Raw genomic sequence first — 23,126 nt, forward strand, 5'->3', positions numbered from 1 at the left:
AGGTCGCTAGAGTCGCGGAAATGACACGCTGGTCCTCGATCGTCGTTGCACGCAAATGGTGGGTTCTGGCGGTCGTCCTGATCGCCGCCGTGGTGGCCGGAGTCTGGGGCACCGGGGTGTTCTCCAAACTCAGCCAGGGCGGCTACACCGATCCGGGCAGCGAGTCGGCCGAGGTGTCGCGGATCGTCGACGACAACTTCGGCCGGCAGGACCCCGACATCGTCGCGCTCTACACGGTGCCCACGGGGCAGACCCTCGCCGAATTGGAGCCGGTCGTCACCGAGACACTCGACCGGTTCGCGTCCGACGTGCCGACCCAGTCGGTGACGTCGTACTGGACCGCCGTCCCGCCGGCGAAACAGTTGCTGCTCTCGAACGACGGGACGAAAGTGGCCGCGTCGATCGTGCTCTCACCCGACGCGGACGTGACCGTCGCCAACTTCGGCGATCTCCTGCCGAAGCTCGAGATCGACGGCGTGGAAACCGAGTTCGCGGGCGGGGCCGTGGTGGGCGTCTCCCTCAGCAATCGGCTGCAGGCCGATCTGGTGCGCGCCGAGGCCATCGCGATCCCGATCACGCTGGTGCTGTTGGTGTTCGTCTTCGGCGGACTGGCCGCGGCCGCGGTCCCGGTGTTCGTCGGCCTGCTCTCGGTCCTCAGTTCACTGGGCATCCTGCGTCTGCTCACCGACGTCACCGAGGTCAGTTCCTTCGCGCTCAACGTCGCATCGCTCATCGGCCTGGGGTTGGCGATCGACTACGGCCTGTTCATCGTGAGCCGCTTCCGGGAGGAGCTGGCGGCGGGATCCGCGCCCGCCGACGCGGCCCGCCGCACGGTGCTCACCGCGGGACGCACCGTCATGTTCTCGGGCCTGCTGTTGGTGTGCGCGTTCGCCGGCATGCTGGTGTTCCCGCAGGCGGTGATCCGCTCGCTCGGGTTCGGTGCCATCGCGGCCGTGACGGGTGCGGCGGTGCTGTCGCTGACCGCCCTGCCGGCATTGCTGGCGATCCTCGGACGCCGCATCGACGCGCTGTCGTGGCGCAAGGGCGCGGCGCAGCGCGGCGAGGAACGGGCCCGGCGCTTCTGGGGCGCAGTCGTCACCAAGGTGATGGCGCGACCGGCGGTCGTCGCGGTCGGCATCACCGCCGGACTGCTCGTGCTCGCCGCGCCGTTGACGAAGGCGACGCTCGGGGAGATCACCTACACCGCGCTGCCCGGTGACGATCCGGCCCGCATCGCCACCGAGACACTCGCGACCGAGTTCCCGTCGACCGGCGAGGGCGCGACGCTGGTGCTGCGCGGCCCGGACGGGGCGCCCGCCTCGCCGGGCGACCTGTCGAAGGTCGTCGCGGCGGCCGGGCAGGTGGACGGCATCTCCCAGGCTGTGGTCCTCGCGACGAAGAACGACGTCACCGCGATCCAGGCGCTCTACGCGGAGGGTGTCGACGGCGCAGCGGCCGGTGACGCCGTGCAGGGCCTGCGGGCGATCGACGCCCCGTCCGGCACGGGGCTGCTCGTCGGCGGTGGTCAGGCGTCCGTCGACGACGGCAATGCCGCGATCGTGCGCTGGTTGCCCGCGATGATCGCGATCATGGTGGTCTCGACGTTGGTGCTGATGTTCCTGGCGTTCGGGTCGGTGGTGCTGCCGGTCAAGGCCGTCGCGATGGCGGGACTGAGCCTCGCCGCGACGTTCGGTGTCCTCACCTGGATGTTCCAGGAGGGGCACGGTGCCGAACTCCTCGGCGTCACCCCGGCACCGCTCGAGGCCACGTTCGTGGTGCTCATCCTCGCGGTGGTGTTCGGACTGTCCACCGACTACGAGGTGTTCCTGATGTCACGCATGGTGGAGGCCCGGGCCGCCGGCGCCACCACGGAAGAGGCCGTCCGGGTGGGCGCCGAGCGCACCGGCCGCGTGGTCACGGCGGCGGCGATGCTGCTCATCGTCGTCACCGGCGCCTTCACCGTGTCGGGGCTGTCGATCATGCGGTTCCTCGGCGTCGGCATGATTCTCGCGTTGATCATCGACGCGACGGTGGTGCGCATGCTGCTGGTGCCGTCGCTGGTGAAACTCATGGGCGAGGCCAACTGGTGGGCCCCGGCCTGGATGCGGCGGGTGCACGAGCGCGTCGGCCTCGGGCACTGAGGTTCCCGTACCCCTGGTGGCACTCCTTACTTCAGAGTAAGTTCCGGAGGTATGGCCACGTACATCGTCACGGGCGGCACAGGATTCCTCGGCAGACACACGATCGAACGGTTACTCGAGCGGGACCCGTCGGCGCAGGTGCACGTCCTGGTTCGGCCCGCATCGCTGTCGAAGTTCGAGCGTCTGGCCGATCGCTGGCCGGACCGCGACCGGGTCCACGCCCTCGTCGGCGACCTCACCGAACCGGACCTGGGACTCGAGACCGCGCCCCCGGCCGCCGACCACGTGCTGCATCTCGGCGCGGTCTACGACCTCACCGCGGGTGACGAGCAGGCGTCGACCAACGTCGACGGCACGCGCGCGGTGATCGGCCTCACCGACCGCCTGGGCGCGACGCTGCACCATGTCTCGTCGATCGCGGTGGCGGGCGATCATCGCGGCCGGTTCACCGAGGACGACTTCGACCTGGGCCAAGGGTTCCCGACGCCGTATCACCGCACCAAGTTCGAGGCCGAACGACTGGTGCGCCGGTCCGGCGGGCAGTGGCGCGTCTACCGGCCGGCGGCGGTCGTGGGCAGTTCGGTGACCGGCGAGATGGACAAGGTGGACGGCCCCTACTACTTCTTTCCCGCGCTGGCCGCGCTCGCGACGTTGCCGTCCGCACTGCCGATCGCCGTCCCGAAACTCGGCTACACCAACGTGGTGCCCGTGGATTTCGTCGCCGCCGCGATCGTGGAACTGATGCTGCGGCCGGGCCTCGACGGTCGGACGTTCCACCTCGTCTCGCCCGCCGCCCAGCCGGTCCGCGAGATCTTCGCGGCGCTCGCCGAGGCCGCGCACGCTCCCACCCCGGTCGCTGATCTGCCGCGAGCGGTGGCCGCACCGCTGCTGTCTCCACCGGCCCGCCTGCGGGGGGTGCGAGACGTCGCCCTCCGCCGGATGGGGATCCCGCCGGTGCTGCTCGACCACCTCACGCTGCCGACCCGGTTCACCGCGGACCGAACACGGGAAGCACTGCAGGACAGCGGTATTGCCGTACCGTCGTTCCGGTCCTACGCGGACAAGCTGTGGGCGTACTGGCGGGATAACCTCGACCCGGACCGTGCCCGTCGCGACGACCCCGCGGGACCGCTCGTGCGTCGGCACGTCGTCATCACCGGCGCGTCGTCGGGGATCGGCCGGGCGGCCGCGATCGCCACCGCAGCCAAGGGCGCGACGGTGCTGCTCCTCGCCCGCCGCGCCGACGAACTCGATGCGGTGGTGTCCCTGATCCGCGGGGCCGGCGGGTCGGCGTACGCCTATCAGTGCGATGTCACCGACGGCGAGGCCGTCGACCGCACCGTGAAGTCGATCCTCACCGAACACGGCCACGTGGACATGCTCGTCAACAATGCGGGCCGCTCCATCCGACGCGGGCTGTACCGCTCGACCGACCGGCTGCACGACTTCGAGCGCACCATGGCGGTGAACTACTTCGGCGCCGTGCGGATGGTGCTGGCGCTGCTGCCGCACATGCGCGAACGCCGATTCGGTCACATCGTCGACATCAGCACCGCGGGTGTGCAGGCCCGCACCCCCCGCTTCGCGGCCTACGTCGCGAGCAAGTCCGCACTCGACGCCTTCGCGGACGTCGCCGCGGCCGAGACACTGTCGGACGGCATCACGTTCACCACCATCCACATGCCGCTCGTCCGGACCCCGATGATCGCGCCCACCGGCCAGTACAACGCGGGCCCCGCCGCCAGCCCCGAGAAAGCGGCCGCGATGGTGGTGCGGGCCCTCATCGAAAAGCCCAAACGGATCGACGTCCCCGTGGGGACTCTCGCCGAATTCGGCGGTATCTTCGCGCCGCGGCTCAAGGACCGGGCACTGTCGCAGATGTATCACGCCTTTCCCGATTCCCCGGCGGCGCGCGGTGAGGCCGACCCGGTGGACGAACCCGCGCCTCAGCCGTCCTCCCCCGCCCCGAAGCCGACCGGTCCGATCGCTTCCGCGGCCCGTCTCGGCCGTCGTCTGACCCGGCTCGTCCCCGGCGCGCACTGGTGACGCGTTTGCACTGGTGAAGCGCCCTGTTTCGGACGCTGGATCACACAGAATCTCCATTCGCGGAGGGTCCGCGAATTGGCCAAACCGTCTTTCGCTGTGCTAAGCAAGATAGGAGGGACCAACGAAAATAGGGAGAAAACTTTGACGCCAAGGATCGCGATTTTGGGAGCCGGTCCGAGTGGCCTCGCACAGCTGAGGGCATTCGAGTCGGCGCGTAAATCAGGTCTTGGGTCGATGCCCGAAATTGTTTGTTACGAAAAGCAGAGCGATCTGGGCGGCATGTGGAACTACACGTGGCGCACGGGTCTCGATCAACACGGCGAACCGGTACACGGAAGCATGTACCGCTTCCTCTGGTCGAACGGGCCGAAGGAATGCCTCGAGTTCGCCGACTATTCTTTCGAAGAACATTTCGGCCGACCGATTCCGTCGTACCCACCGCGTGCCGTGCTGCACGACTACATCATGGGACGAGTGGACCAGGACGACGTCCGCAAGTACATCCGCTTCGACACCGCCGTCCGGTGGGTCGAATACGTCCCCACCGAGGACGGCACCCCGGGCCGCTTCGCGGTGACCGTGGCGGACCACCGCAGGGGTGTGCTCGAAACCGAGTTGTTCGACCACGTGGTGGTCGCGACCGGACATTTCTCGACCCCCAACGTGCCGCATTTCGACGGTATCGAGGACTTTCCGGGCCGTGTCCTGCACGCGCACGACTTCCGCGATGCGCGGGAATTCACAGGTAAGCGCCTCCTGCTCGTCGGCAGCAGCTATTCCGCCGAGGACATCGGCACGCAGTGCTTCAAGTACGGCGCCGCCGAGATCACCTTCAGCTACCGCTCGAACCCGATGGGTCACGACTGGCCCGCGGGCTTCTCGGAGGTGCCGTTGCTCACCGAGATCGACGGCAACACCGTCCGGTTCCAGGACGGCAGCGAGCGCGAGGTCGATGCCATCGTCCTGTGCACCGGCTACCGGCACCACTTCCCGTTCCTGCCCGACGAGTTGACGTTGCGGACGAACAACCGGCTCTACCCGCGGGGCATGTACAAGGGTGTCGTCTCCCAGGCGAATTCGCAGCTGCTGTTCCTGGGAATGCAGGACCAGTACTTCACATTCAACATGTTCGACGCTCAGGCCTGGTACGCCCGCGACGTGATTCTCGGACGCATCGAATTGCCCGACCACGAAACGCGCGAACGGGACATCGAGTCGTGGCGCGCACGGGAGGAAAAACTGCGTACCGCCGTCGAGGAGATCGATTTCCAGGCGGCCTACATTCGGGACCTGGTGGATCGCACCGACTATCCCGAATTCCACGTCGAGAAACAGGGCGAGCTGTTCAAGAAGTGGAAGAAGGACAAGAAGAACGACATCATGGGTTACCGGAACTGCAGTTACGTTTCGACGCTCACCGGGACGGTCGCTCCCCCGCTGCACGACGAGTGGATGAACATCCTCGACGATTCGGCGGAATCGTTCCTCGACAACAATTTCGGAATCGAGGAACGGACGGGCGCGCCCCGGAAGGTGACGCCCATCGGCTCGCCGCACACGCGTCCCGCGGCGCGCGTGGAGCGCTCGAGCTGACCCTGAACGGATCGCCGGAGGCAGTCCCCCGAACCAGGGCTACACGGAGCTCCCCGCCGGAATCTCGGCGGGGAGCTCTCGTACGTCGACCGCGACCACCGGCCGGACCGCCTTGGCGGCGGCGCCGCAACTGGCCGGCCGCGGCTCCAGTTCCCGGCGCGTGAGGCCGACCTGCCAGCGCCGGCCGTCACGATGGACCACCACCGGACCGCCCTCGGAGTCGTCGACGGTGAGGTCGTCGATTCCGGCACGCACGTCCTGACGCACCGCCACCTCGGCGACCTGTCCGCCCGGCCCCCAGTAGCTGCGCCCGCGCAGTCCGGGCAGGTACACCTCTGCGCGCGCGGCGGCCTGCACGGCGCGCACGCTCTCGTCGGGATCGAGCCGGCCGTAGGTGTACCCACTCGGCAGCAGAATCATCGAGGGCGCGAACCGGTGTCCGCCGGTGTGCGAGCACTCCCAGACGTCGTCGGCGAACTCGGCGGCCAGTGCTGCCGCCACGAGACGCCCCAGCACCGCACAGCACCGGTCCCGCTTGCCGTGCGCGCAGACGAGCACGATCGGGCCGTCCACCCGTTCGCCCAGCCCGGGGGCGGAGCCGGCGAGCACCGCGAAGTCGAGGCCCAGCAGGCCGGCAACGTCGTCGATCTCGAACCGTTCGCACCACGCGTGTGCGGGATCGGAGTTGGCCAGTAGCACCGTGCGGGCTTCCCCGGTCTGCTCGGTGCGTCCCGGACGGCGAATGAACATGATGCGGACGCCCGCCGCATCGGCGCGCTCGGCGAGGGCCTCCGCGAGTTCGGTGCCCAGTGCGGTGCCGTCGAGCACGTCCCTGCCCCACGCCCCGGGGAACTCGACGCACACCCACCCGGTGACGTGCGCGGCGGTGCCGGGCAGCGGTTCGGCCGCGGAGAGTACCGAGCACGTGGCGGGGTCGGTCCGGGAAGGCGATTCACTCACCCCGCCATTGTGTCCCGACCCTCATTCGTAGAACTTCCGGCCCTCGGCGAACTGCGCCACGAAGGTCGCGATCCGGCGGGCGCGGGTCTCGGGACGCTTGGCGTCCTGGATGCGGTACAGCGCCGCGAACCGGTTGCGGCTGTCCAGGGTGGTGAAGAAGGCCTCCGCGGCAGGGTTCGCCGCCAGCGCCTCGCGCAGGTCCTGCGGCACCTGCGCGTCCTTGGGCCCCGCGTAGGCGCGCTCCCACCGTCCGTCGGCCTTGGCGGCCTCCACCGCCGACAGTCCGGACGGCTCCATCGCTCCGCGCGCGAGGAGCGCTTCCACCGCCTCGCGGTTGCGCTTGGACCACGGGCTGCGGGCGCGGCGGGGCGTGAACCGCTGCACCCGGAAGTCGTCGTCGAGTCGTCGGGCCTGACTGTCGATCCAACCGAAGCACAACGCCACCTCCACCGCCTCGGCATAGGTGACCGATGTGTGCGGAGATCCCTTCTTCGCGAGCTTCACCCACACCCCGGGTGAAGACGACACGTTGGCGCGCAACCACTCCCGGAACTCGGACTGGTCCGCGAAGTACTGCACCGGCAGGTCGTCCGCCACGTCATCCCTGCTTTCCCGCGCGCAGGAAACCGCGGACGAGGTAGGCCAGGGCACCGAGCCCGAGCACCCACTTGGTGGTGCTGACTGCAGTGGTGAGGCGGACGGTGCGGTCGGTGATGCGGTACCGGTGATCGAGCAGATACAGACCGGCGACGTTCTCGACGTAGTCGCCGGCGGCCGCGACGACCGGGGCGGCCGACAGCACCCGCTTGGCGGCGGGAGACAGAGGTGCGAGCGCGTCGAGCCGTCGCGCCCCGGCCCGCAACGTCGCCGCGTAGACGATCGGGTGCAGGAAGTCCGGGTAGAAGTGGCTGCGATAGCGTTCGATCTCCCCCGCGTCCATCCGGTCGAGCACCGCCCGGTACGCCTGGGCCGACGTGGCCGTCTGCGTCATCAGTACCCGGACGCCGACGGGTCCGAGCACACGCATGATGTTGGCCTGCGAGACAACGAAGGCCGCCGACCAGGCGACGAGCTCGGCGTTCGCGCGAACAGAATCCACCCGAGAACCCATGTTCCGCATACTGCCACGTCGCAGCGCGGTTCAGGGCGCCATCAGGAAGGGCAGCACCGTCGATTCGAAGTCCCGGAACCGGTCGCGGTGGATGCTGTGGCCGCACGCGAACGAGACCACCTCGCAGTCCGGGATGGCCGCGACCGCCACCTCGAGCAGCCGCGGGTCGACCATGCCGGTGGGGCCGCCGCGCAGGATCAGGGTCTTCGCCTCGATGTCCGCGAGCCGCTGCCACCACAGCGGGTTGGGCTCGTGGAACTGGGTGAGCGCCGACGCCGTCATGGACCGGTCGAACGCCCACACGGCGCGGGGGCTGCGGAGCATGCTGGTGGCCGCGTGCCACAGCTCCACCGGCGACGGCAGCCGGCCGCCGAAGTTGGGCACCGGGTCACCCGGGCGTAGCGGCAGCGGCGCCTCCTCGAGCACGAGGCGACGGACCAGCGCCGGGCGCTCCTGCGCCACCAACGAGACCGCGTGCCCGCCGAGCGAATGCCCGACGAGGTCGACCCGGTCGAAACCGAGGTCCTCGCACAGCCCCAGCACGTCGTCACCGAATTCACCGAACTGGTAGGACTGGGCGCGCGCACTGCGCCCGTGGCCCCGCAGGTCCACCGCCAGCACGCGGCGCCCACGGGCGGTGATCGAGCGTGCGAACCGGTCCCACGTGCGGTTGTCGCCGCCCATGCCGTGCACCAGGATCACCGGAATCGACTGCACCGCTTCGGTTGCCACCGCGGATGCGGCGACGCCGCTGTCACGGAAGGAGATCGTGTGACCGCTGCGGGTGACTGTCGTCTCGGTGAACTGCACGGTCACCGAGCGTAGTCGTGCTCGCGTTCGACGGCCGCGCGGGTCACCCGCTGCGGCTCGAGGTGCAGCCGGCGCAGCAACTGCGCGTTGACCGCCACCACCACCGTCGACGCCGACATCAGGATCGCGCCGATCTCCATCGGCAGTACGAACCCGACGGGGGCGAGCACACCCGCCGCGAGCGGTACCGAGATCACGTTGTAGCCCGCGGCCCACGCCAGGTTCTGCACCATCTTCCGGTACGTCGCGCGGGAGAGCTCGATCACCGACACGACCGCGCGCGGATCGTCGCTGACCAGCACGACACCGGCCGATGCGATGGCCACGTCGGTACCCGCCCCGATCGCGATGCCGACGTCGGCCTGCGCGAGTGCGGGCGCATCGTTCACCCCGTCGCCGACCATCGCGACGGTCCGTCCCGCCGACTGCAGTTCCTGAACCTTCGCGCCCTTGTCCTGCGGCAGCACACCGGCGATCACGTCGTCGATGCCGAGGTCGTCGCCGACCGCCCGGGCGACGGCGTACGCGTCACCGGTCAACATCACCACGCGGACACCGCGCGCGTGCAGCGCCGCGATCGCGTCCCGGGACTCGGGCCGGATCTCGTCGGCCAGCGCGAGCGCCCCGATCACCGCACCGTCGCGCAGCACGTGCAGCACGGTCGATCCCTGCGCCGCCCACCGTTCGGACGCCGGCAGCGCGGAGGCGCCGTGGCTGTCGAGCATGCCGGGACCGCCGACACTGATCTCGGTGCCGTCGACGGTCGCGGTGACCCCGACGCCGTTACGGGCCTGGAATGCGGCGGCCTGCGGAATGCGTAGTTCGCGGTGTTCGGCGGCGGCCACGATCGCCCGGCCGAGGGGGTGCTCGCTGTCGCGTTCGACGGCCGCCGCGAGCGCGACGAGCGTGTCCTCGCCCACTCCCGGCACGGTCTCGGCCGCGACCACCGCGGGCTCGCCCTTGGTGAGCGTGCCGGTCTTGTCGAACAGCACGGTGTCGACGGTGCGCATGGCCTCGAGCGCCCGCCGATCGGTGACGAGCACCCCGGCCCGGGCCGCACGTTCGGTGGCGATCGACACGACGAGGGGAATCGCCAGACCCAGTGCGTGCGGGCAGGCGATGACGAGGACGGTGATGGTGCGGGTGATCGCGTCGTCCGGCGTTCCGAAGATCGACCACACCAGCAGCGTGACGATCGCGGCGCCGAGCGCGAACCAGAACAGCAGCGCGGCGGCGCGGTCGGCGAGCACCTGGGCGCGCGACGACGAGTTCTGCGCCTCGGCGACCAGTCGTCGGATGCCGGCCAGCGCGGTGTCCTCGCCGACCGCGGTGATCTCGACACGCAGCGCGGAGTCGGTCGACACGGTGCCCGCCACCACGGGATCGCCGAGCTCGCGGCGGACGGTGCGCGACTCGCCGGTGATCATCGATTCGTCCAGGTCGCCGGCGCCCTCGACGATGCGGCCGTCGGCCGGGATCCGCCCACCCGGCCGGACCATGACGACGTCGCCGGTCACCAGGTCGGTGGTGGCGACGGTCGTGAGCGCCCCGTCGTCGCCGATCCGCTCGGCCTCGTCCGGGAGCAGTGCTGCGAGCGAGTCCAGCGCGCTCGACGCCTGTCCCAGCGACCGCATCTCGATCCAGTGGCCGAGCAGCATGATCACGATGAGGAGCGCCAGTTCCCACCAGAAGTCCAGATCGTGCCCGAGTACCCCCAGGCTCGCTCCCCACGACGAGACGAAGGCCACCGTGATCGCCAGCGCGATGAGCAGCATCATGCCGGGTTGCCGGGCCCGGAGTTCGCTCACCGCCCCGGTCAGGAACGGGCGCCCGCCCCACACGAACATGACCGTGCCGAGGATCGGTGAAATCCATTCCACGGCAGCGTTTTCCGGCAGCGTGTAGCCGACGAGGTCGGCGAACATCATGCTCGCGCCGACGACCGGGACCGACAGAACCAGCATGATCCAGAAGAGCTGCCGGAACTGGGCGACGTGGTCCCCGTGCCCCTGATGACCGGTGTGCCCCTGATGCCCGGTGTGCCCCTCGTGACCGGCATGGTCACCGGCATGTTCCGCGTGGTGACCGGGAGTGTCCGCCACGTGGTGATCGTGAACTGCTTCTCCGTGTGGGTTCATAGGGTCGAACCTATACCCCCTATGGGTATCTGGCAAGGTTCGATCGCAGTCATTCGTAGATGCCTTCCACTCCCCACCTTCCTCCCTCACAGATCAGCAGCAAGGCCCGCGATTCGGCGAGCAGGACCTGCACCCGTGAGGCGTCCCGCGCGGTCGCGGTGTCCCACCAGCGCTCGTCCACCGGCCACGGCCCCGCCCAGCCCTGCACCTCCCATTCCCGGCTCCCCCACCGAAGCCGCACCGGCGCGGCGGTGAACTCCCCTCGTTCGGTGACGCCCACCCCACCGCCCGAGTGGTCCTCGAGCGACACCGCCGGGGTGTTCGGCAACACCGTCGACGGCGCCGGTTCCGGCAACCGCCCCGGCCACGGCGCCGCGGGGTCGGCGGCCGGCACCAACTCGTCTCCCAAGGGCACCAGGGTGATCCGCTCCATCGGCCCCCGTCCGCCACTGAGGACTCCCACCTGGACCGCTTCCCCACCGAGGAGGCCCTGGACCCGGACCAGGGCCCTACGGGCCCGTTCGTCTCCCTCCCCGACACCGCCCCACAGCCCCAGTTGCAAGGCGCCGGCCGCCACCACTTCGACCGGCTCGAGACGCAGCACGGTGATCCCGGCCGTGGGCCGGGACTCGCTGCGCCCGGTGAGCCACCCGTCCAGTTGCCATCGCACCCGGTCGGCGGTGCCCTCCGGAGTCAACGGCTCGGCGCACCGCCACACCCGCGTGAGCCGCTCCCCGTTGCCGGTGCCCGCCGACACCTGCAACCGTGTGCACGCCACACCCGCACCGGACAGCTTCGCGTGCAACCGTTCCGCCATGGCGCGGCCCGCGAAGGCCGCCGCATCGACACGATCGATCGGCGGATCGCACTGCTGTTCCACCTCCAACTCCGGGAGCAGGACGCGGGCCGACGGCGGACGTTCCGATTCACCGCGGGCGGCGCGGTGCGCGAGGACGGCGTCGGTACCGAACCGCGAGGCCACGTCGACCGCCGAGAGCGCGGCGAAGGCCCCGACGGTGCGCAGCCCGAGGCGGCGCAGCAGATCGACCAGGTCGCGGCGGCCCGCCGCCGCCAGGCTGGGCTCGGCCGCGAGTTCCGCGATGGCCAGCGGGGCCAGGAACGACGCCCCCTCCCCGGCCGGTACCAATGCTGCGCGCCGGGCCGCGATCACCGCAGTGGACAGCTCGTCGGCGACGCCGATCTGACACTCGACCCCGGCCGCGGCCACCACGTCGACGAGTCGTTCGGCCGCCGCCTCCTCCGAACCGAAGTAGCGGCTCGCACCCCGCGCCCCCAGCACCAGCAGTCCGGGTCGCAGGATCTCCACCCCGGGCACCACGTCGTCCACCGCCGCGACCACGGCCTCGAACGATCGGGCATCACGTTCCGGATCGGACTGCGCCACATGCAGTTCCGGGCAGCGCGCCTGCGCCTCCCGTCGACGCAGTCCCCGCCGCACCCCCGCGGCCCGCGCCGTCGTCGAACACGTGACCACCCTGTTCGCGTGCAACACCGCCACCGGATGGGTGGCCGGCAGATCCGCCGCGGCCGCGGCCGCCACCGCGGGCCAGTCCGGACACCACACCGCCAGCACCCGGGCACTCATCGGGCCGCCGCCGCCGACGTGAGCGCCACGGCCTCGGGCACCCACTCGACCCGCCCGCAGGCCGACCGGACGTCCAGACACGCGCTCCGCGGCTGGAACGACCGGCCCTGGGCGCGGACCGCCAGCCGGACCGAACGCAACCGGCCCCCGCCGCCGGTGGCGCCGCGGGCCACCCCGCCGTAACCCTGCACCCGGGCCTCCAGCCGCATCTCGGCCCCGCCCCAGTGCCCGTCGGTCACCACCAGCGTCGACTGCTTGCTGCGGGCCCGCGCGACCACGGCCCGGGCCCGCGACGGCGACACCGAGATCCCACCGAGCCCGAGCACCACGAGGTCCATGCCGTCGAGCAGCACGGCGGCGACCTCCACCGGATCCGGGCCGGGGTCCGGCACGAAGGCCAGCCGCTGCAACTGCGCGCCCATCTCGGTGGCCGCGAGCACCCCGAGTCGGGGATGACCGATCACCGCGGCGTGCCCGCCCGATTCGGTCACCGCCGCCAGCAGTCCCAGCAGCAGCGACGTCGCTCCGGAGACGGACACCACCGACCCTCGCGAGAGCCCACCCCGCGGCAGCAGCGCGGCCACCGGCGCCGGGACCGGCAACACCGACTCCGCGGTGGCGGCCTCATCCCGGGGTGCCCGTCCGGCGACCGCCTCGCCGCGCGCCGGCACTCCCGCGATCCGTCGGCGCAGGTAGTCCAGCCGCTGCTGCCGCGTCAGTCCGGACAGTGGAGCGGACTCGGCCGTCGGGGCCGTCGGGGCCGTCGGGGCCGTCGACGGGGTGGACGCTCGGGCTGGTTCGGTCATCTCTGCTCCCCGGCTGCACGCGGTGTTCTTCTTCGATCTCGACACGCGCGGGGAAGACGCGACATACGACAGTGATTCGAACACGCTTTCGAATCCCTTCCAGTAAAGCTCGCCCGGCTCAGCTCGTCAAGACGGGCCCCGCCGATCCACTAACCTCGAACGTGTGACAGAGCAGGAACGCACCCGTCCGGGCCGACGCAGCCACGCGGCGATCGGGCCCGACTACCTGATGGCAGGCAGGTATCGGCTGCGCTCCAAGCTCGGTGGCGGCGGCATGGGTGCGGTGTGGCTGGCCCACGACACCCTCCTCGACCGCCAGGTGGCCGTGAAACAGGTCACCTCGACCACCGGGATGGCCGAGGCCGACGCCCGGGAGACCCGGCGGCGGGTCCTGCGCGAGGGCCGCAACGCCGCGCAGCTGTCCCACGAGCACGCCATCGCGATGTACGACGTCGCGGTCGAGTCCGGGGAGCCGTGGCTGGTGATGGAGTACCTGCCGTCCCGCAGCCTCGCCGAGGCCATGAATTTCGTCGACACCCTGCCCCCGCTCGAGGTCGCGCAGATCGGGGCGCAGATCGCGGCCGCTCTCACCGAGGCGCACGCGGCCGGCATCCTCCACCGCGACATCAAGCCCGGCAACATCCTCGTCGCCGATCGCGGTGCCGCCCTCGGCGTCGTGAAGATCAGCGACTTCGGCATCGCGCGCGCCAAGGGGGACGCTCCCAGCGGGAAGACCGGCGTCGTCACCGGCACCCCCGCCTACTTCGCACCCGAGGTGGCCCGCGGTGACGACCCCACCGAGGCGAGCGACGTGTTCTCGCTCGGCGCGACCCTCTACACCGTGGTCGAGGGGCAACCACCGTTCGGACTCGACAGCGATCCCATCGCGCTGCTGCACCGCGTCGCGGCCGCGGAGATCTACCGCCCGAGCCTCGGCGGTCCGCTGACCGACACCCTGCTGCACATGCTCGAGCCCGACCCGGCGCGCCGGCCCACGATGGCGCAGGCACGGGACGCGCTCGCCGCCGTCGCGCTGGGCTCGAACGGCGTCGGCAAGGCCGGCCACCTCATCGGCGAGCCCGTCAAGACCTCCGACGGGGTCGTGCCCAACTGGGCCTACCGTTCGGCGCCGGCGACGATCGTTCCGCGGCGCCGCCTCACCCCCACGACGGCCACGGATCTTCCTGCGGTGCAGTCGAACATCCCGTTGGGCTCAGTGCCCCGCCCCGCCCGGCGGACCTGGTTGCGGCAGTTCACCGACGGGCTGACGGGCCCGCCGGCCCCCACCGACCTGCGCGGGAAGATCGTCGCGGCCGCACCGCTGGCGATGGCGGTCATGGTCGGCATCATCGTGCTGGCGCTCGTCGTCGCGGTGATCGTCGCACTGGTTCTCTGAGCACCGGCGCGCCGACTCAGTCGATGCGCCGCCGATGCGCCCACCGGGTGAGGGCATTCCGGTTGGACTGCTGCGTCTTTCGCAGCACGTTCGAGGCGTGGGTCTCGACGGTCTTCACCGAGATCACCAGTTCCTCGGCGATCTCCCGGTAGGTGTAACCGCGGGCCAGCAGCCGCAGCACCTCGAGTTCCCGCGGGGTGAGCGAGTCGAGTTCGGGGTCGAGGGGCGGCTCCGGCACGCTCGAGCGGCCGGTGAACGAATCCAGGACGAAACCCGCGAGCCGCGGGCTGAACACCGCGTCCCCGCCCGCGACCCGGCGCACGCCGTCCGCGAGTTCGGCACCCGAGATCGTCTTCGTCACGTACCCGCGCGCGCCGGCCCGGATGACCGCGATGACGTCCTCCGCGGCGTCGGACACGCTGAGCGCCAGACACACCGGGCCCGAGTCGATACCGGCGAGCACGGCCACACCGCCGCCGTCGGGCATGTGGACGTCGAGCAGCACCACGTGCGGGCGCAGCGCGTTGATGCCGGCGACGGCCTCGGCGACGCCGCCCGCCTCCCCGACGACCTCCATGTCGGGCTCTCCGCCGAGTTCGGCGCGCACCCCGGCGCGGAAGACGGCGTGGTCGTCGACGAGGAACACACGGAACTTGTCGGGGGTAGGTGTCGTCACGGCCCCACCCTAGGACATGGGTTCGGCCTCGCTCACCACGTCCTCGGCCGGGGTCTCCCCGGCGTCCGGCACCGGACGCGGCATGTGGATCCGCACCTCGGTGCCCTTGCCGGGCGTCGACCGGACGTCCACCCGTCCGCCCCGACGTTCGATCCTGGCGCGGACCGACTTCGCCAGCCCCTGCCGATCCTCGGGCACCGAGTCCGGATCGAACCCCACCCCGCGGTCGCGCACGAACACGCTCACCTGGTCTCGTTCGGTCTCGGCGTACAGGTCGATGCTCGAGACCCCGGAATGCTTGGCGGCGTTGACCAGTGACTCCCGCGTCGCACCGAGCAGCGCGGTGAAGGCCTCACGCGACAGCCCGGTCCCATCGCCGCCCTCGGCCTCGAGCCCCACGTCGCCGACGGTCACCGGCCGCACCGTGACTCCGTGGTGGTCCTCGACCTCGCCGGCGATCGTCTGCAGCGCCTCGGACAGACTCGTGTGGGTCGTCTCGCCGCCGCCGAACAACCACCGCCGCAGCTCACGTTCCTGGCCGCGCGCGAGCCGGGCCACCTCCTGCGGCGAATCCGCCTGCTTCTGGATCAGCGCCAGCGTCTGCAGCACCGAGTCGTGCAGATGCGAGGCGATCTCCTCGCGTTCCTCGTTCCGGATCCGGGCGGCCCGTTCCGCGCCGAGGGCGCGCCACAGCTTCAGCCACAGCGGCACGGTGAGCAGTCCCGCGCCGACGAGCGTGACCACGACCGCCAGCAGCGACGACCGCAACGCGTCGAGATCGATCTGCGCGAGGATCACGACGCCCAGGCCTGTGACGATGAGCGTCACGCCACCCAGGATCCGCGCCCACGTGAGCACGGTCGGACGTCGCGGCAGCCCGAGCGCGGATCGCGATCCTTCGGTGTCGAACTCCCGCCACACCAGTGCCGCACCCACCGCGACCACGATGAACGGCGTGATCACCGATGCTGCGGTGCCGTCGGCCAGCCAGCTCACGCTCGCCGCGACGGCCAGTCCGATGACCGCCAGGCCGATGGCCCGACGGCGCTCGGACGCGCTGGGACGGTCGGTGTCGGTGCCCAGCGGCGTGAAGATCCACAGCAGGCCGTAGGCCACGATCCCGGCACCCGCCAGCGAGGCGAGCAACGTGAACGCGATCCGCACCTTGAACGCATCGACGTCGAGGTGGTCGGCGAGGCCTCCGGCGACACCGCCGACGATGCGGCCACCCGCCCGGCGTTGCAGTCTCGGGTGGAAGGCCTCGTCCAGGGCGGGCACGGGCGGGTTCAGCGCCTCGTTCGGATCGACCAGGGGTTGCACAGCCTCGATCCTGGCACGATCGCGGCGGCGTGACATCAGGGCCCGACCCTGAGATCGGTGGCCGTGGGGCCGCCGGTTCAGGGAAAGATCAGGGTAGTTCCCGATGGTGCGATCGGTGGCGCGACCGCGACGATGGATCCATGACCACAGGAAGCTTCTCGGATCAGCTTCACGACCTCTGGCGGACTCGCCCGCTCCGGCTCCCGCAGCAGGGGCACGTCGCCGGCGTCGCGGCCGGTGTCGGCCAGCGTTACAGTGTCGATCCCGTTCTGGTGCGGGTCGCGTTCGTCGTCTCGACGCTCTTCGGCGGCGCCGGCATCATCCTGTACCTCGTCGGCTGGCTGCTGCTCGGCAAGCCCGGCGACCAGGTGTCCCCCGCCGAATCGCTGTTCGGTCGGGGCCGCAGCTCCCAGTCCGGCACCAAGACAGTCGTGCTGGTCGTCGCGCTCGCGATCGCGCTGAGCACCATCGGGCCGATCGGGTTCGGGATGGGTGGATCGGTGCTGTTGAGCTTCGCGCTCATGCTCGGCGGACTGTGGTTGCTCTATCAGCGCCGGCCGGTGCCGCCGGCGCTCCCGGCGAGTGTGCAGCCGCCGGTGGGTTACCCGGTCTCGCCGTTCCAGACCACGCCGACCGCCCAGGCCGCGGCCTACCCACCGCCGGCCTACGGTCCCTACACGCGGCTGCCCGACCACTACGAGCCCTCCCCCGGACCCTCCGCGAGTTCGGTGCCGCCGGCCGCGGGCGTCGGGGACACCGCTCCCGACGGCCCCACGCCCCCGGCGTGGGACCCGTTGGGCGTGGCCCCGTTCGCGTGGGACCTGCCGGAGCCCGCGCGCGCGCCGGAGCCGCCGGAGCCGATCCCGGGCAAACCCCGCACCCGGTTCACGTCGGTCGTCCTCGGTCTCGCGGTTCTGGCGGCCGCCGCCGCGACCGGTGTGTGGGCCGCGACCGGCGCGGAATGGCTCACGCCCGCCCGGATCGGCGGCATCGCGCTCGCTGTGATCGGGGTCGGACTCCTGATCGGAGCCTTCCTGCGCCGCGGGTACGGACTGCTCACCGTCGCCTTCCCGCTGGCCGGTTTCGTAATTCTCGCCTCCGTGGTGGGACCGCTGAACTGGGACGAATCGAAGCTCGGGGACCACGTCTGGACGCCCCGGTCGCCTACCGAACTGGCCCCCGTCTACGAGGGCACCGCCGGCGACTTCACTCTCGACCTGCGCCAACTCGAGTTGACCGAAACCTCCGACGTACGCCTGGAGGGCAAGCTCGGCAACTACACCGTGATCGTGCCGCAGAACATGGATGTCCACACCGACTGCTCGGTCGTCGCCGGTGACGTCGACTGCATCGGCGACGGCTTCGTCGACGGCGGCGCCGACGGCATCAACGGTCCGGTGCTGAACGTGACCGTCGACAACAAGCTCGGAGAAGTGAGGGTTTACCGTGGCTGAATTCGCTGACACTCCGCACCTCTCCGACGACGAGCCGACCGCGTCCACCGCGTCGCGCCGACCGTCGTTCGGCCTGCTCCTCGCCGGCCTGGCGGCGCTGTTCGTCAGCGTGTGGGCCCTGGTCGGCCCGTTCTCGCTCGACCTCTTCACGAACGTCGAGTTCCGCTGGGTCTTCGTGATCGCGGCCGTCGCCGTCGGGGCGGTCCTCGTGTTCTCCCCGGGTAGACGCCGGTAGTACCGGAGAACCGGTACCGGAAACGACGAGGGCGCCCCGGCCGGATGGCCGAGGCGCCCTACGTCATTCGGGACTCACTCCCACTCGATCGTTCCCGGCGGCTTGCTGGTGACGTCGAGCACGACACGGTTGACGTCGGCAACCTCGTTGGTGATGCGGGTGGAGATGCGCTCGAGCACCTCGTACGGCAGACGCGTCCAGTCGGCGGTCATGGCGTCCTCGCTCGAGACCGGGCGCAGCACGATCGGGTGCCCGTAGGTGCGGCCGTCGCCCTGGACGCCGACGCTGCGGACGTCCGCGAGCAGCACGACCGGGCACTGCCAGATCTGTCCGTCGAGACCGGCTGCGGTGAGCTCTTCGCGCGCGATGGAATCGGCGTGCCGCAGGATGTCGAGCCGCTCCTGGGTGACCTCGCCGATGATGCGGATGCCCAGGCCCGGTCCGGGGAACGGCTGGCGTCCGACGATCTCCTCGGGCAGACCGAGCTCGCGGCCGACGGCGCGCACCTCGTCCTTGAACAGCAGACGCAGCGGCTCGACCAGCTTGAACTGCAGGTCCTCGGGCAGGCCGCCGACGTTGTGGTGGCTCTTGATGTTCGCGGTGCCGGTGCCGCCGCCGGACTCGACGACGTCCGGGTACAGCGTGCCCTGCACGAGGAAGTCGACGGTCTCGCCGTGCGCGGCGCTCTCGCCGAGCACCTCGGACACCGCGCCCTCGAAGCTGCGGATGAACTCGCGGCCGATGATCTTGCGCTTGGTCTCCGGGTCGGACACCCCGGCGAGCTCGCGCAGGAACGTCTCGGACGCGTCCACGGTCACCAGGCGCGCGCCGGTGGCGGCGACGAAGTCCTTCTCGACCTGCTGGCGCTCACCGGCGCGCATCAGCCCGTGATCGACGAACACACACGTGAGCCGATCACCGATCGCGCGCTGGACGAGCGCCGCGGCGACCGCCGAGTCGACGCCGCCGGACAGACCGCAGATCGCCTTGCCGTCGCCGACCTGCTCGCGCACCTGCTCGACGAGCGCGTCGGCGATGTTCGCGGCCGTCCACGCGCCGGGGATCTCGGCGATCTCGTGCAGGAAGCGGCTGAGCACCTGCTGACCGTGGGGCGAGTGCAGGACCTCGGGGTGGTACTGGACACCGGCGAGCTTGCGGGCACGATCCTCGAACGCCGCGACCGGCGCACCCGCGCTCGACGCGGTGACCTCGAAGCCCTCGGGCGCGGCGGTGACGCCGTCGCCGTGGCTCATCCACACCGGCTGGGTGGCCGGTAGGCCGTCGTGCAGGACACCGCCGCTGACGGTCATCTCGGTGCGTCCGTACTCGCGTCCGCCGGTGTGCGCGACGGTGCCGCCGAGCGCCTGGGCCATCGCCTGGAAGCCATAGCAGATACCGAAGACGGGCACGCCCAGGTCGAAGAGGCCGGCGTCGAGCTGCGGCGCACCCTCGTCGTACACGCTCGACGGGCCACCGGACAGGACGACCGCGAGCGGCTTCTTCGCCGCGATCTCCTCGACGGTCGTGGTGTGCGGCACCACTTCCGAGAAGACCTTTGCCTCACGTACGCGGCGAGCGATCAGCTGCGCGTACTGGGCTCCGAAGTCGACGACGAGAACCGGCCTGTCCTGCTGGGTTTCTGACACCTGCACAAGTCTAATATGCGCAGCTCCGGTGCCGTCCCCGGCCTAGGCGACCCCACTGCCCGCTTCGGTGCCCTCTCGCCGGTCCTCCATCTGACCACCGCGGATCTCGACGATCGGCAGCGTCAGCGCCGCGGGCGCGTGGGCCGGGACGACGGGCGCCGCGGGCGCGACGGGATCCACGCGCCGGTACGGCTCGCCCTGGGCGGGCCGGGTGTCCTGCTCGCCCTTGTTCGGCCACAGCGACGCGGCCCGCTCGGCCTGCGCGCTGATCGTGAGCGACGGGTTCACGCCCAGGTTGGCCGAGACCGCTGCGCCGTCGACGACACTGAGCGTCGGGTATCCGTACACGCGGTGGTACGGGTCGATGACGCCGTGTTCGGCGTCGGCACCGATGGTGCAGCCGCCGAGGAAGTGTGCGGTCAGCGGGATGTTGAACACCTCGCCCCACGTGCCTCCCGCGACGCCGTCGATCTTGTCGGCGATCCGGCGGGTGGCCTCGTTGCCCGCGGGGATCCACGTCGGGTTGGGTTCGCCGTGTCCCTGCTTGCTGGTGACCTTGCGGCGACCGAGGACCCCGCGCTTGGTGTACGTGGTGATCGAGTTGTCGAGGTTCTGCATCACGAGCGCGATGATCGTGCGCTCGCTCCAGTTCCGCACCGACAGCATCCGCAGCATCTGGCGCGGGTTCTTCGCGATGATGCCGAGGAGCTTGACCCACCGCGGGGTGGGACCGTCGCCGTCGGTCATGAGCGTCTGCAGCAGGCCCATCGCATTGGAGCCCTTGCCGTAGCGGACCGGTTCGATGTGGGTGTCGGACGTGGGATGGAACGACGACGTGATCGCGACGCCCTTCGTCAGCTCCATCGCGGGATCGACCTCGTACTTCCCGGCGCCGACGATCGACTCCGAATTGGTGCGGGTCAGTTCCCCGAGCCGGTCCGACAGCTTGGGGAGCGTGCCGGTGTCCTTCATCTTGTGCAACAGGTGCTGGGTGCCCCACGTGCCGGCCGCGACGACGACGTACTTCGCGGTGTAGGTCTTGTGGTTCTTGCGGACCTTCGCACCGGTGCGGCGGGTCACGACGTCCCATGTGCCGTCGGACGCCTCGTGCAGCGAGTCGACCGTGGTCATCGGCACGATCGTGGCGCCCGCCCGCTCGGCGAGCCCGAGGTAGTTCTTGAGCAGCGTGTTCTTGGCGCCGTGCCGGCACCCGGTCATGCACTCGCCGCACTCGATGCAGCCGGTGCGGGCCGGGCCGACGCCGCCGAAGTAGGGGTCGTCGACGGTCTTGCCGGGCTCGCCGAAGAAGACGCCGACCGGCGTCTGGATGAAGGTGTCGCCGACGCCCATGTCCTCGGCCACCGACTTGATGACCTCGTCGGCGGGCGTCATGTGCGGGTTCTGCACGACACCGAGCATCTTGCGGGCCTGCTCGTAGTGCGGGGTGAGCTCGGCGTCCCAGTCGGTGATGTCGCGCCACTGCGGATCCCGGAAGAACGACGCGGGCGGCTTGTAGAGCGTGTTGGCGTAGTTGAGCGACCCGCCGCCCACGCCCGCGCCGGCGAGGATGAGCACGTCGCGCAGCAGGTGGACGCGCTGGATGCCGTAGCAGCCGAGCGCGGGCGCCCACAGGAACCGCTTGAGGTCCCACGAGGTCTTGGCGAAGTCGCGGTCGGCGAACCGACGCCCGGCCTCGAGCACCCCGACCTTGTAGCCCTTCTCGACGAGGCGAAGCGCGGTGACGCTGCCACCGAATCCCGAACCGACGATGAGCACGTCGTAGTCGGTTTTGCGCTGCCTGCTCAACTGCCCCATTGCACACCTCCACCGAAGTTCACCCGTTGCTACTCGCCAGTATGCACCGACCCCCTGTGACTGGGGACACAGGGGTGCCTCTAACTGTAACTACCGGTTTCAGAAACGGTGGACGATCCCCGGAAAACGCCTGTGGCCGAACGTCACACCAGTTCGGTTCCACTGAACGGATGTGACATTCGGCCACAGGGAAGGGTGAGTCAGTCGGGCGTCACGCGCGAACGCTCAGGCCGACCTTCTGGAACTCCTTGAGGTCGGAGTAGCCGGACTTCGCCATCGAGCGGCGCAGGCCGCCGACGAAGTTGAGCGAGCCGTACGGATCGTCGGACGGGCCGGTGAGCACCTGCGCCAGGCTCGGACGCTCGCCGTACGACACCGGCAGCAGCGAACCGCGCGGCATCGACGGGTGTGCCGCGGCGGACGGCCAGAACCAGCCGCCGCCCGGGGCCTCCTGCGCGACCGCGAGGGGCGCACCGATGACGGCCGCGTCGGCACCACACGCGATGGCCTTGGCGAAGTCACCCGACGTGGTGATGTCGCCGTCGGCGATGACGTGCACGTAGCGGCCACCGGTCTCGTCGAGGTAGTCGCGACGTGCCGCGGCGGCGTCGGCGATGGCCGTCGCCATCGGCACACCGATGCCGAGGACCTCACGGGTGGTGGTGGCGCCCTCGGTGGAGCCGTAGCCGACGATGACGCCCGCCGCGCCGGTGCGCATGAGGTGCAGCGCGGTGCGGTGATCGCTCACGCCGCCCGCGATGACCGGGACGTCGAGCTCGGAGATGAACGTCTTGAGGTTCAGCGGCTCGCTGTCCCCGTGCGCGACGTGCTCGGCCGAGATGATCGTGCCGTGCACGACCAGCAGGTCGATACCCGCCTTGACCAGCTCGGGGGTGAGCGCGCGCGCATTCTGCGGGCTCACCCGGACCGCGGTGGTGACACCGGCGTCACGGACCTGCGCGACGGCCGCGGCCAGCAGCCCCGGCTGCAGCGGCGCGGCGTGCAGCTCCTGCAGGCGCGCGACCGCGGCGTCCGGGTCGACTTCCTTGTCGGCCATCTCCGCGAGTTCGACGAGCTTGGCCTCGACGTCGGCGTGCCGACCCCACAGGCCCTCACCGTTGATGACACCGAGACCGCCGGCCTTGCCCAGCTCGATCGCGAACGACGGCGACACGAGCGCGTCGGTCGGGTGGGCCAGCACCGGGATGTCGAAGCGGTACGCATCGATCTGCCAGGCCGTCGACACCTCCTTGGAGGAACGGGTCCGGCGAGAGGGAACGATGTTGATGTCGTCCAACTCGTAGGTGCGTCGGGCTGATCTGCCCATGCCGATTTCGACGAGGTCGCGCACGCGCGCCCCTTTCTCGATTGTT

General features: G+C 70.5%; 18 protein-coding genes. 6 read left to right on the forward strand and 12 right to left on the reverse strand.

Features of this window, described 5'->3' with window-relative positions:
* Positions 1 to 20 precede the first annotated feature (20 nt).
* The 3 genes from E7742_RS13335 to E7742_RS13345 all read left to right on the forward strand — a co-directional run bounded on the left by E7742_RS13335 (position 21) and on the right by E7742_RS13345 (position 5,780).
* The gene (locus tag E7742_RS13335) at positions 21 to 2,141 is read left to right on the forward strand and encodes an MMPL family transporter (protein WP_137799382.1); all 2,121 of its coding nucleotides are present in this window, start codon (positions 21 to 23) and stop codon (positions 2,139 to 2,141) included.
* 51 nt (positions 2,142 to 2,192) lie between these two features.
* A complete protein-coding gene (locus E7742_RS13340; protein WP_137799383.1) occupies positions 2,193 to 4,187 on the forward strand; it encodes an SDR family oxidoreductase in 1,995 nt (664 codons plus the stop codon).
* A 141-nt stretch (positions 4,188 to 4,328) separates the two neighbouring features.
* Positions 4,329 to 5,780: a flavin-containing monooxygenase gene (locus E7742_RS13345; protein ID WP_137799384.1), complete on the forward strand. Its 1,452-nt coding sequence runs from the start codon at positions 4,329 to 4,331 to the stop codon at positions 5,778 to 5,780.
* A 39-nt stretch (positions 5,781 to 5,819) separates the two neighbouring features.
* On the opposite strand, the gene E7742_RS13350 is transcribed toward E7742_RS13345, so the two are convergent.
* The 7 genes from E7742_RS13350 to E7742_RS13380 are packed head-to-tail and all read right to left on the reverse strand — an operon-like array spanning position 5,820 to position 13,211.
* A complete protein-coding gene (locus E7742_RS13350) occupies positions 5,820 to 6,740 on the reverse strand; it encodes a sucrase ferredoxin (RefSeq protein WP_254699000.1) in 921 nt (306 codons plus the stop codon).
* Positions 6,741 to 6,761: 21 nt separating this feature from the next.
* On the reverse strand, positions 6,762 to 7,337 hold the full coding sequence (locus tag E7742_RS13355) for a YdeI/OmpD-associated family protein (protein ID WP_137799385.1): 576 nt from the start codon (positions 7,335 to 7,337) through the stop codon (positions 6,762 to 6,764).
* Between the two features lies 1 nt (position 7,338).
* The gene (locus E7742_RS13360) at positions 7,339 to 7,860 is read right to left on the reverse strand and encodes a hypothetical protein (protein WP_137799386.1); all 522 of its coding nucleotides are present in this window, start codon (positions 7,858 to 7,860) and stop codon (positions 7,339 to 7,341) included.
* 21 nt (positions 7,861 to 7,881) lie between these two features.
* Positions 7,882 to 8,667, reverse strand: coding sequence for an alpha/beta fold hydrolase (locus E7742_RS13365; RefSeq protein WP_137799387.1), 786 nt, complete (start codon positions 8,665 to 8,667; stop codon positions 7,882 to 7,884).
* Positions 8,664 to 10,799 (reverse strand): heavy metal translocating P-type ATPase, encoded by a 2,136-nt coding sequence (locus E7742_RS13370; protein ID WP_175420484.1) that lies wholly within the window; start codon positions 10,797 to 10,799, stop codon positions 8,664 to 8,666. Before E7742_RS13370 ends, E7742_RS13365 begins: the two co-directional genes overlap by 4 nt.
* 49 nt (positions 10,800 to 10,848) lie before the next feature.
* Positions 10,849 to 12,405 (reverse strand): DNA polymerase Y family protein, encoded by a 1,557-nt coding sequence (locus tag E7742_RS13375; protein ID WP_137799389.1) that lies wholly within the window; start codon positions 12,403 to 12,405, stop codon positions 10,849 to 10,851.
* The gene (locus E7742_RS13380; RefSeq protein ID WP_254699001.1) at positions 12,402 to 13,211 is read right to left on the reverse strand and encodes a hypothetical protein; all 810 of its coding nucleotides are present in this window, start codon (positions 13,209 to 13,211) and stop codon (positions 12,402 to 12,404) included. The genes E7742_RS13375 and E7742_RS13380 overlap by 4 nt, the downstream gene beginning before the upstream one ends.
* A 163-nt stretch (positions 13,212 to 13,374) precedes the next feature.
* Between E7742_RS13380 and E7742_RS13385 the strand changes: the two genes are divergently transcribed.
* On the forward strand, positions 13,375 to 14,607 hold the full coding sequence (locus tag E7742_RS13385; protein WP_137799390.1) for a serine/threonine-protein kinase: 1,233 nt from the start codon (positions 13,375 to 13,377) through the stop codon (positions 14,605 to 14,607).
* Positions 14,608 to 14,623: 16 nt separating this feature from the next.
* Here the strand turns inward: E7742_RS13385 and E7742_RS13390 are convergent, their stop codons facing one another.
* Positions 14,624 to 15,283, reverse strand: a complete 660-nt coding sequence (locus E7742_RS13390) for a response regulator (RefSeq protein WP_137799391.1) — start codon at positions 15,281 to 15,283, stop codon at positions 14,624 to 14,626.
* 9 nt (positions 15,284 to 15,292) lie between these two features.
* On the reverse strand, positions 15,293 to 16,639 hold the full coding sequence (locus E7742_RS13395) for an ATP-binding protein (protein ID WP_137799392.1): 1,347 nt from the start codon (positions 16,637 to 16,639) through the stop codon (positions 15,293 to 15,295).
* A gap of 104 nt (positions 16,640 to 16,743) precedes the next feature.
* Here E7742_RS13395 and E7742_RS13400 point away from each other — a divergent pair, with 104 nt between their 5' ends.
* Both E7742_RS13400 and E7742_RS13405 read left to right on the forward strand, forming a co-directional pair.
* On the forward strand, positions 16,744 to 18,057 hold the full coding sequence (locus E7742_RS13400) for a PspC domain-containing protein (protein ID WP_137799393.1): 1,314 nt from the start codon (positions 16,744 to 16,746) through the stop codon (positions 18,055 to 18,057).
* Positions 18,050 to 18,292, forward strand: coding sequence for a hypothetical protein (locus tag E7742_RS13405; RefSeq protein WP_137799394.1), 243 nt, complete (start codon positions 18,050 to 18,052; stop codon positions 18,290 to 18,292). The genes E7742_RS13400 and E7742_RS13405 overlap by 8 nt, the downstream gene beginning before the upstream one ends.
* Positions 18,293 to 18,366: 74 nt before the next feature.
* Here the strand turns inward: E7742_RS13405 and guaA are convergent, their stop codons facing one another.
* The 3 genes from guaA to E7742_RS13420 form a co-directional block, all read right to left on the reverse strand.
* Positions 18,367 to 19,938, reverse strand: a complete 1,572-nt coding sequence (gene guaA, locus E7742_RS13410) for a glutamine-hydrolyzing GMP synthase (protein ID WP_137799395.1) — start codon at positions 19,936 to 19,938, stop codon at positions 18,367 to 18,369.
* Between the two features lie 42 nt (positions 19,939 to 19,980).
* Positions 19,981 to 21,744 carry a GMC family oxidoreductase N-terminal domain-containing protein gene (locus E7742_RS13415; protein ID WP_137801205.1) on the reverse strand — a complete coding sequence of 588 codons (1,764 nt, stop codon included), beginning with the start codon at positions 21,742 to 21,744 and terminating at the stop codon, positions 19,981 to 19,983.
* A 220-nt stretch (positions 21,745 to 21,964) separates the two neighbouring features.
* Positions 21,965 to 23,104, reverse strand: a complete 1,140-nt coding sequence (locus E7742_RS13420) for a GuaB3 family IMP dehydrogenase-related protein (RefSeq protein ID WP_137799396.1) — start codon at positions 23,102 to 23,104, stop codon at positions 21,965 to 21,967.
* Between the last annotated feature and the right edge of the window lie 22 nt (positions 23,105 to 23,126).

Origin of the sequence: Rhodococcus sp. SGAir0479, assembly GCF_005484805.1 — a bacterium.
GTDB lineage: Bacteria > Actinomycetota > Actinomycetes > Mycobacteriales > Mycobacteriaceae > Prescottella.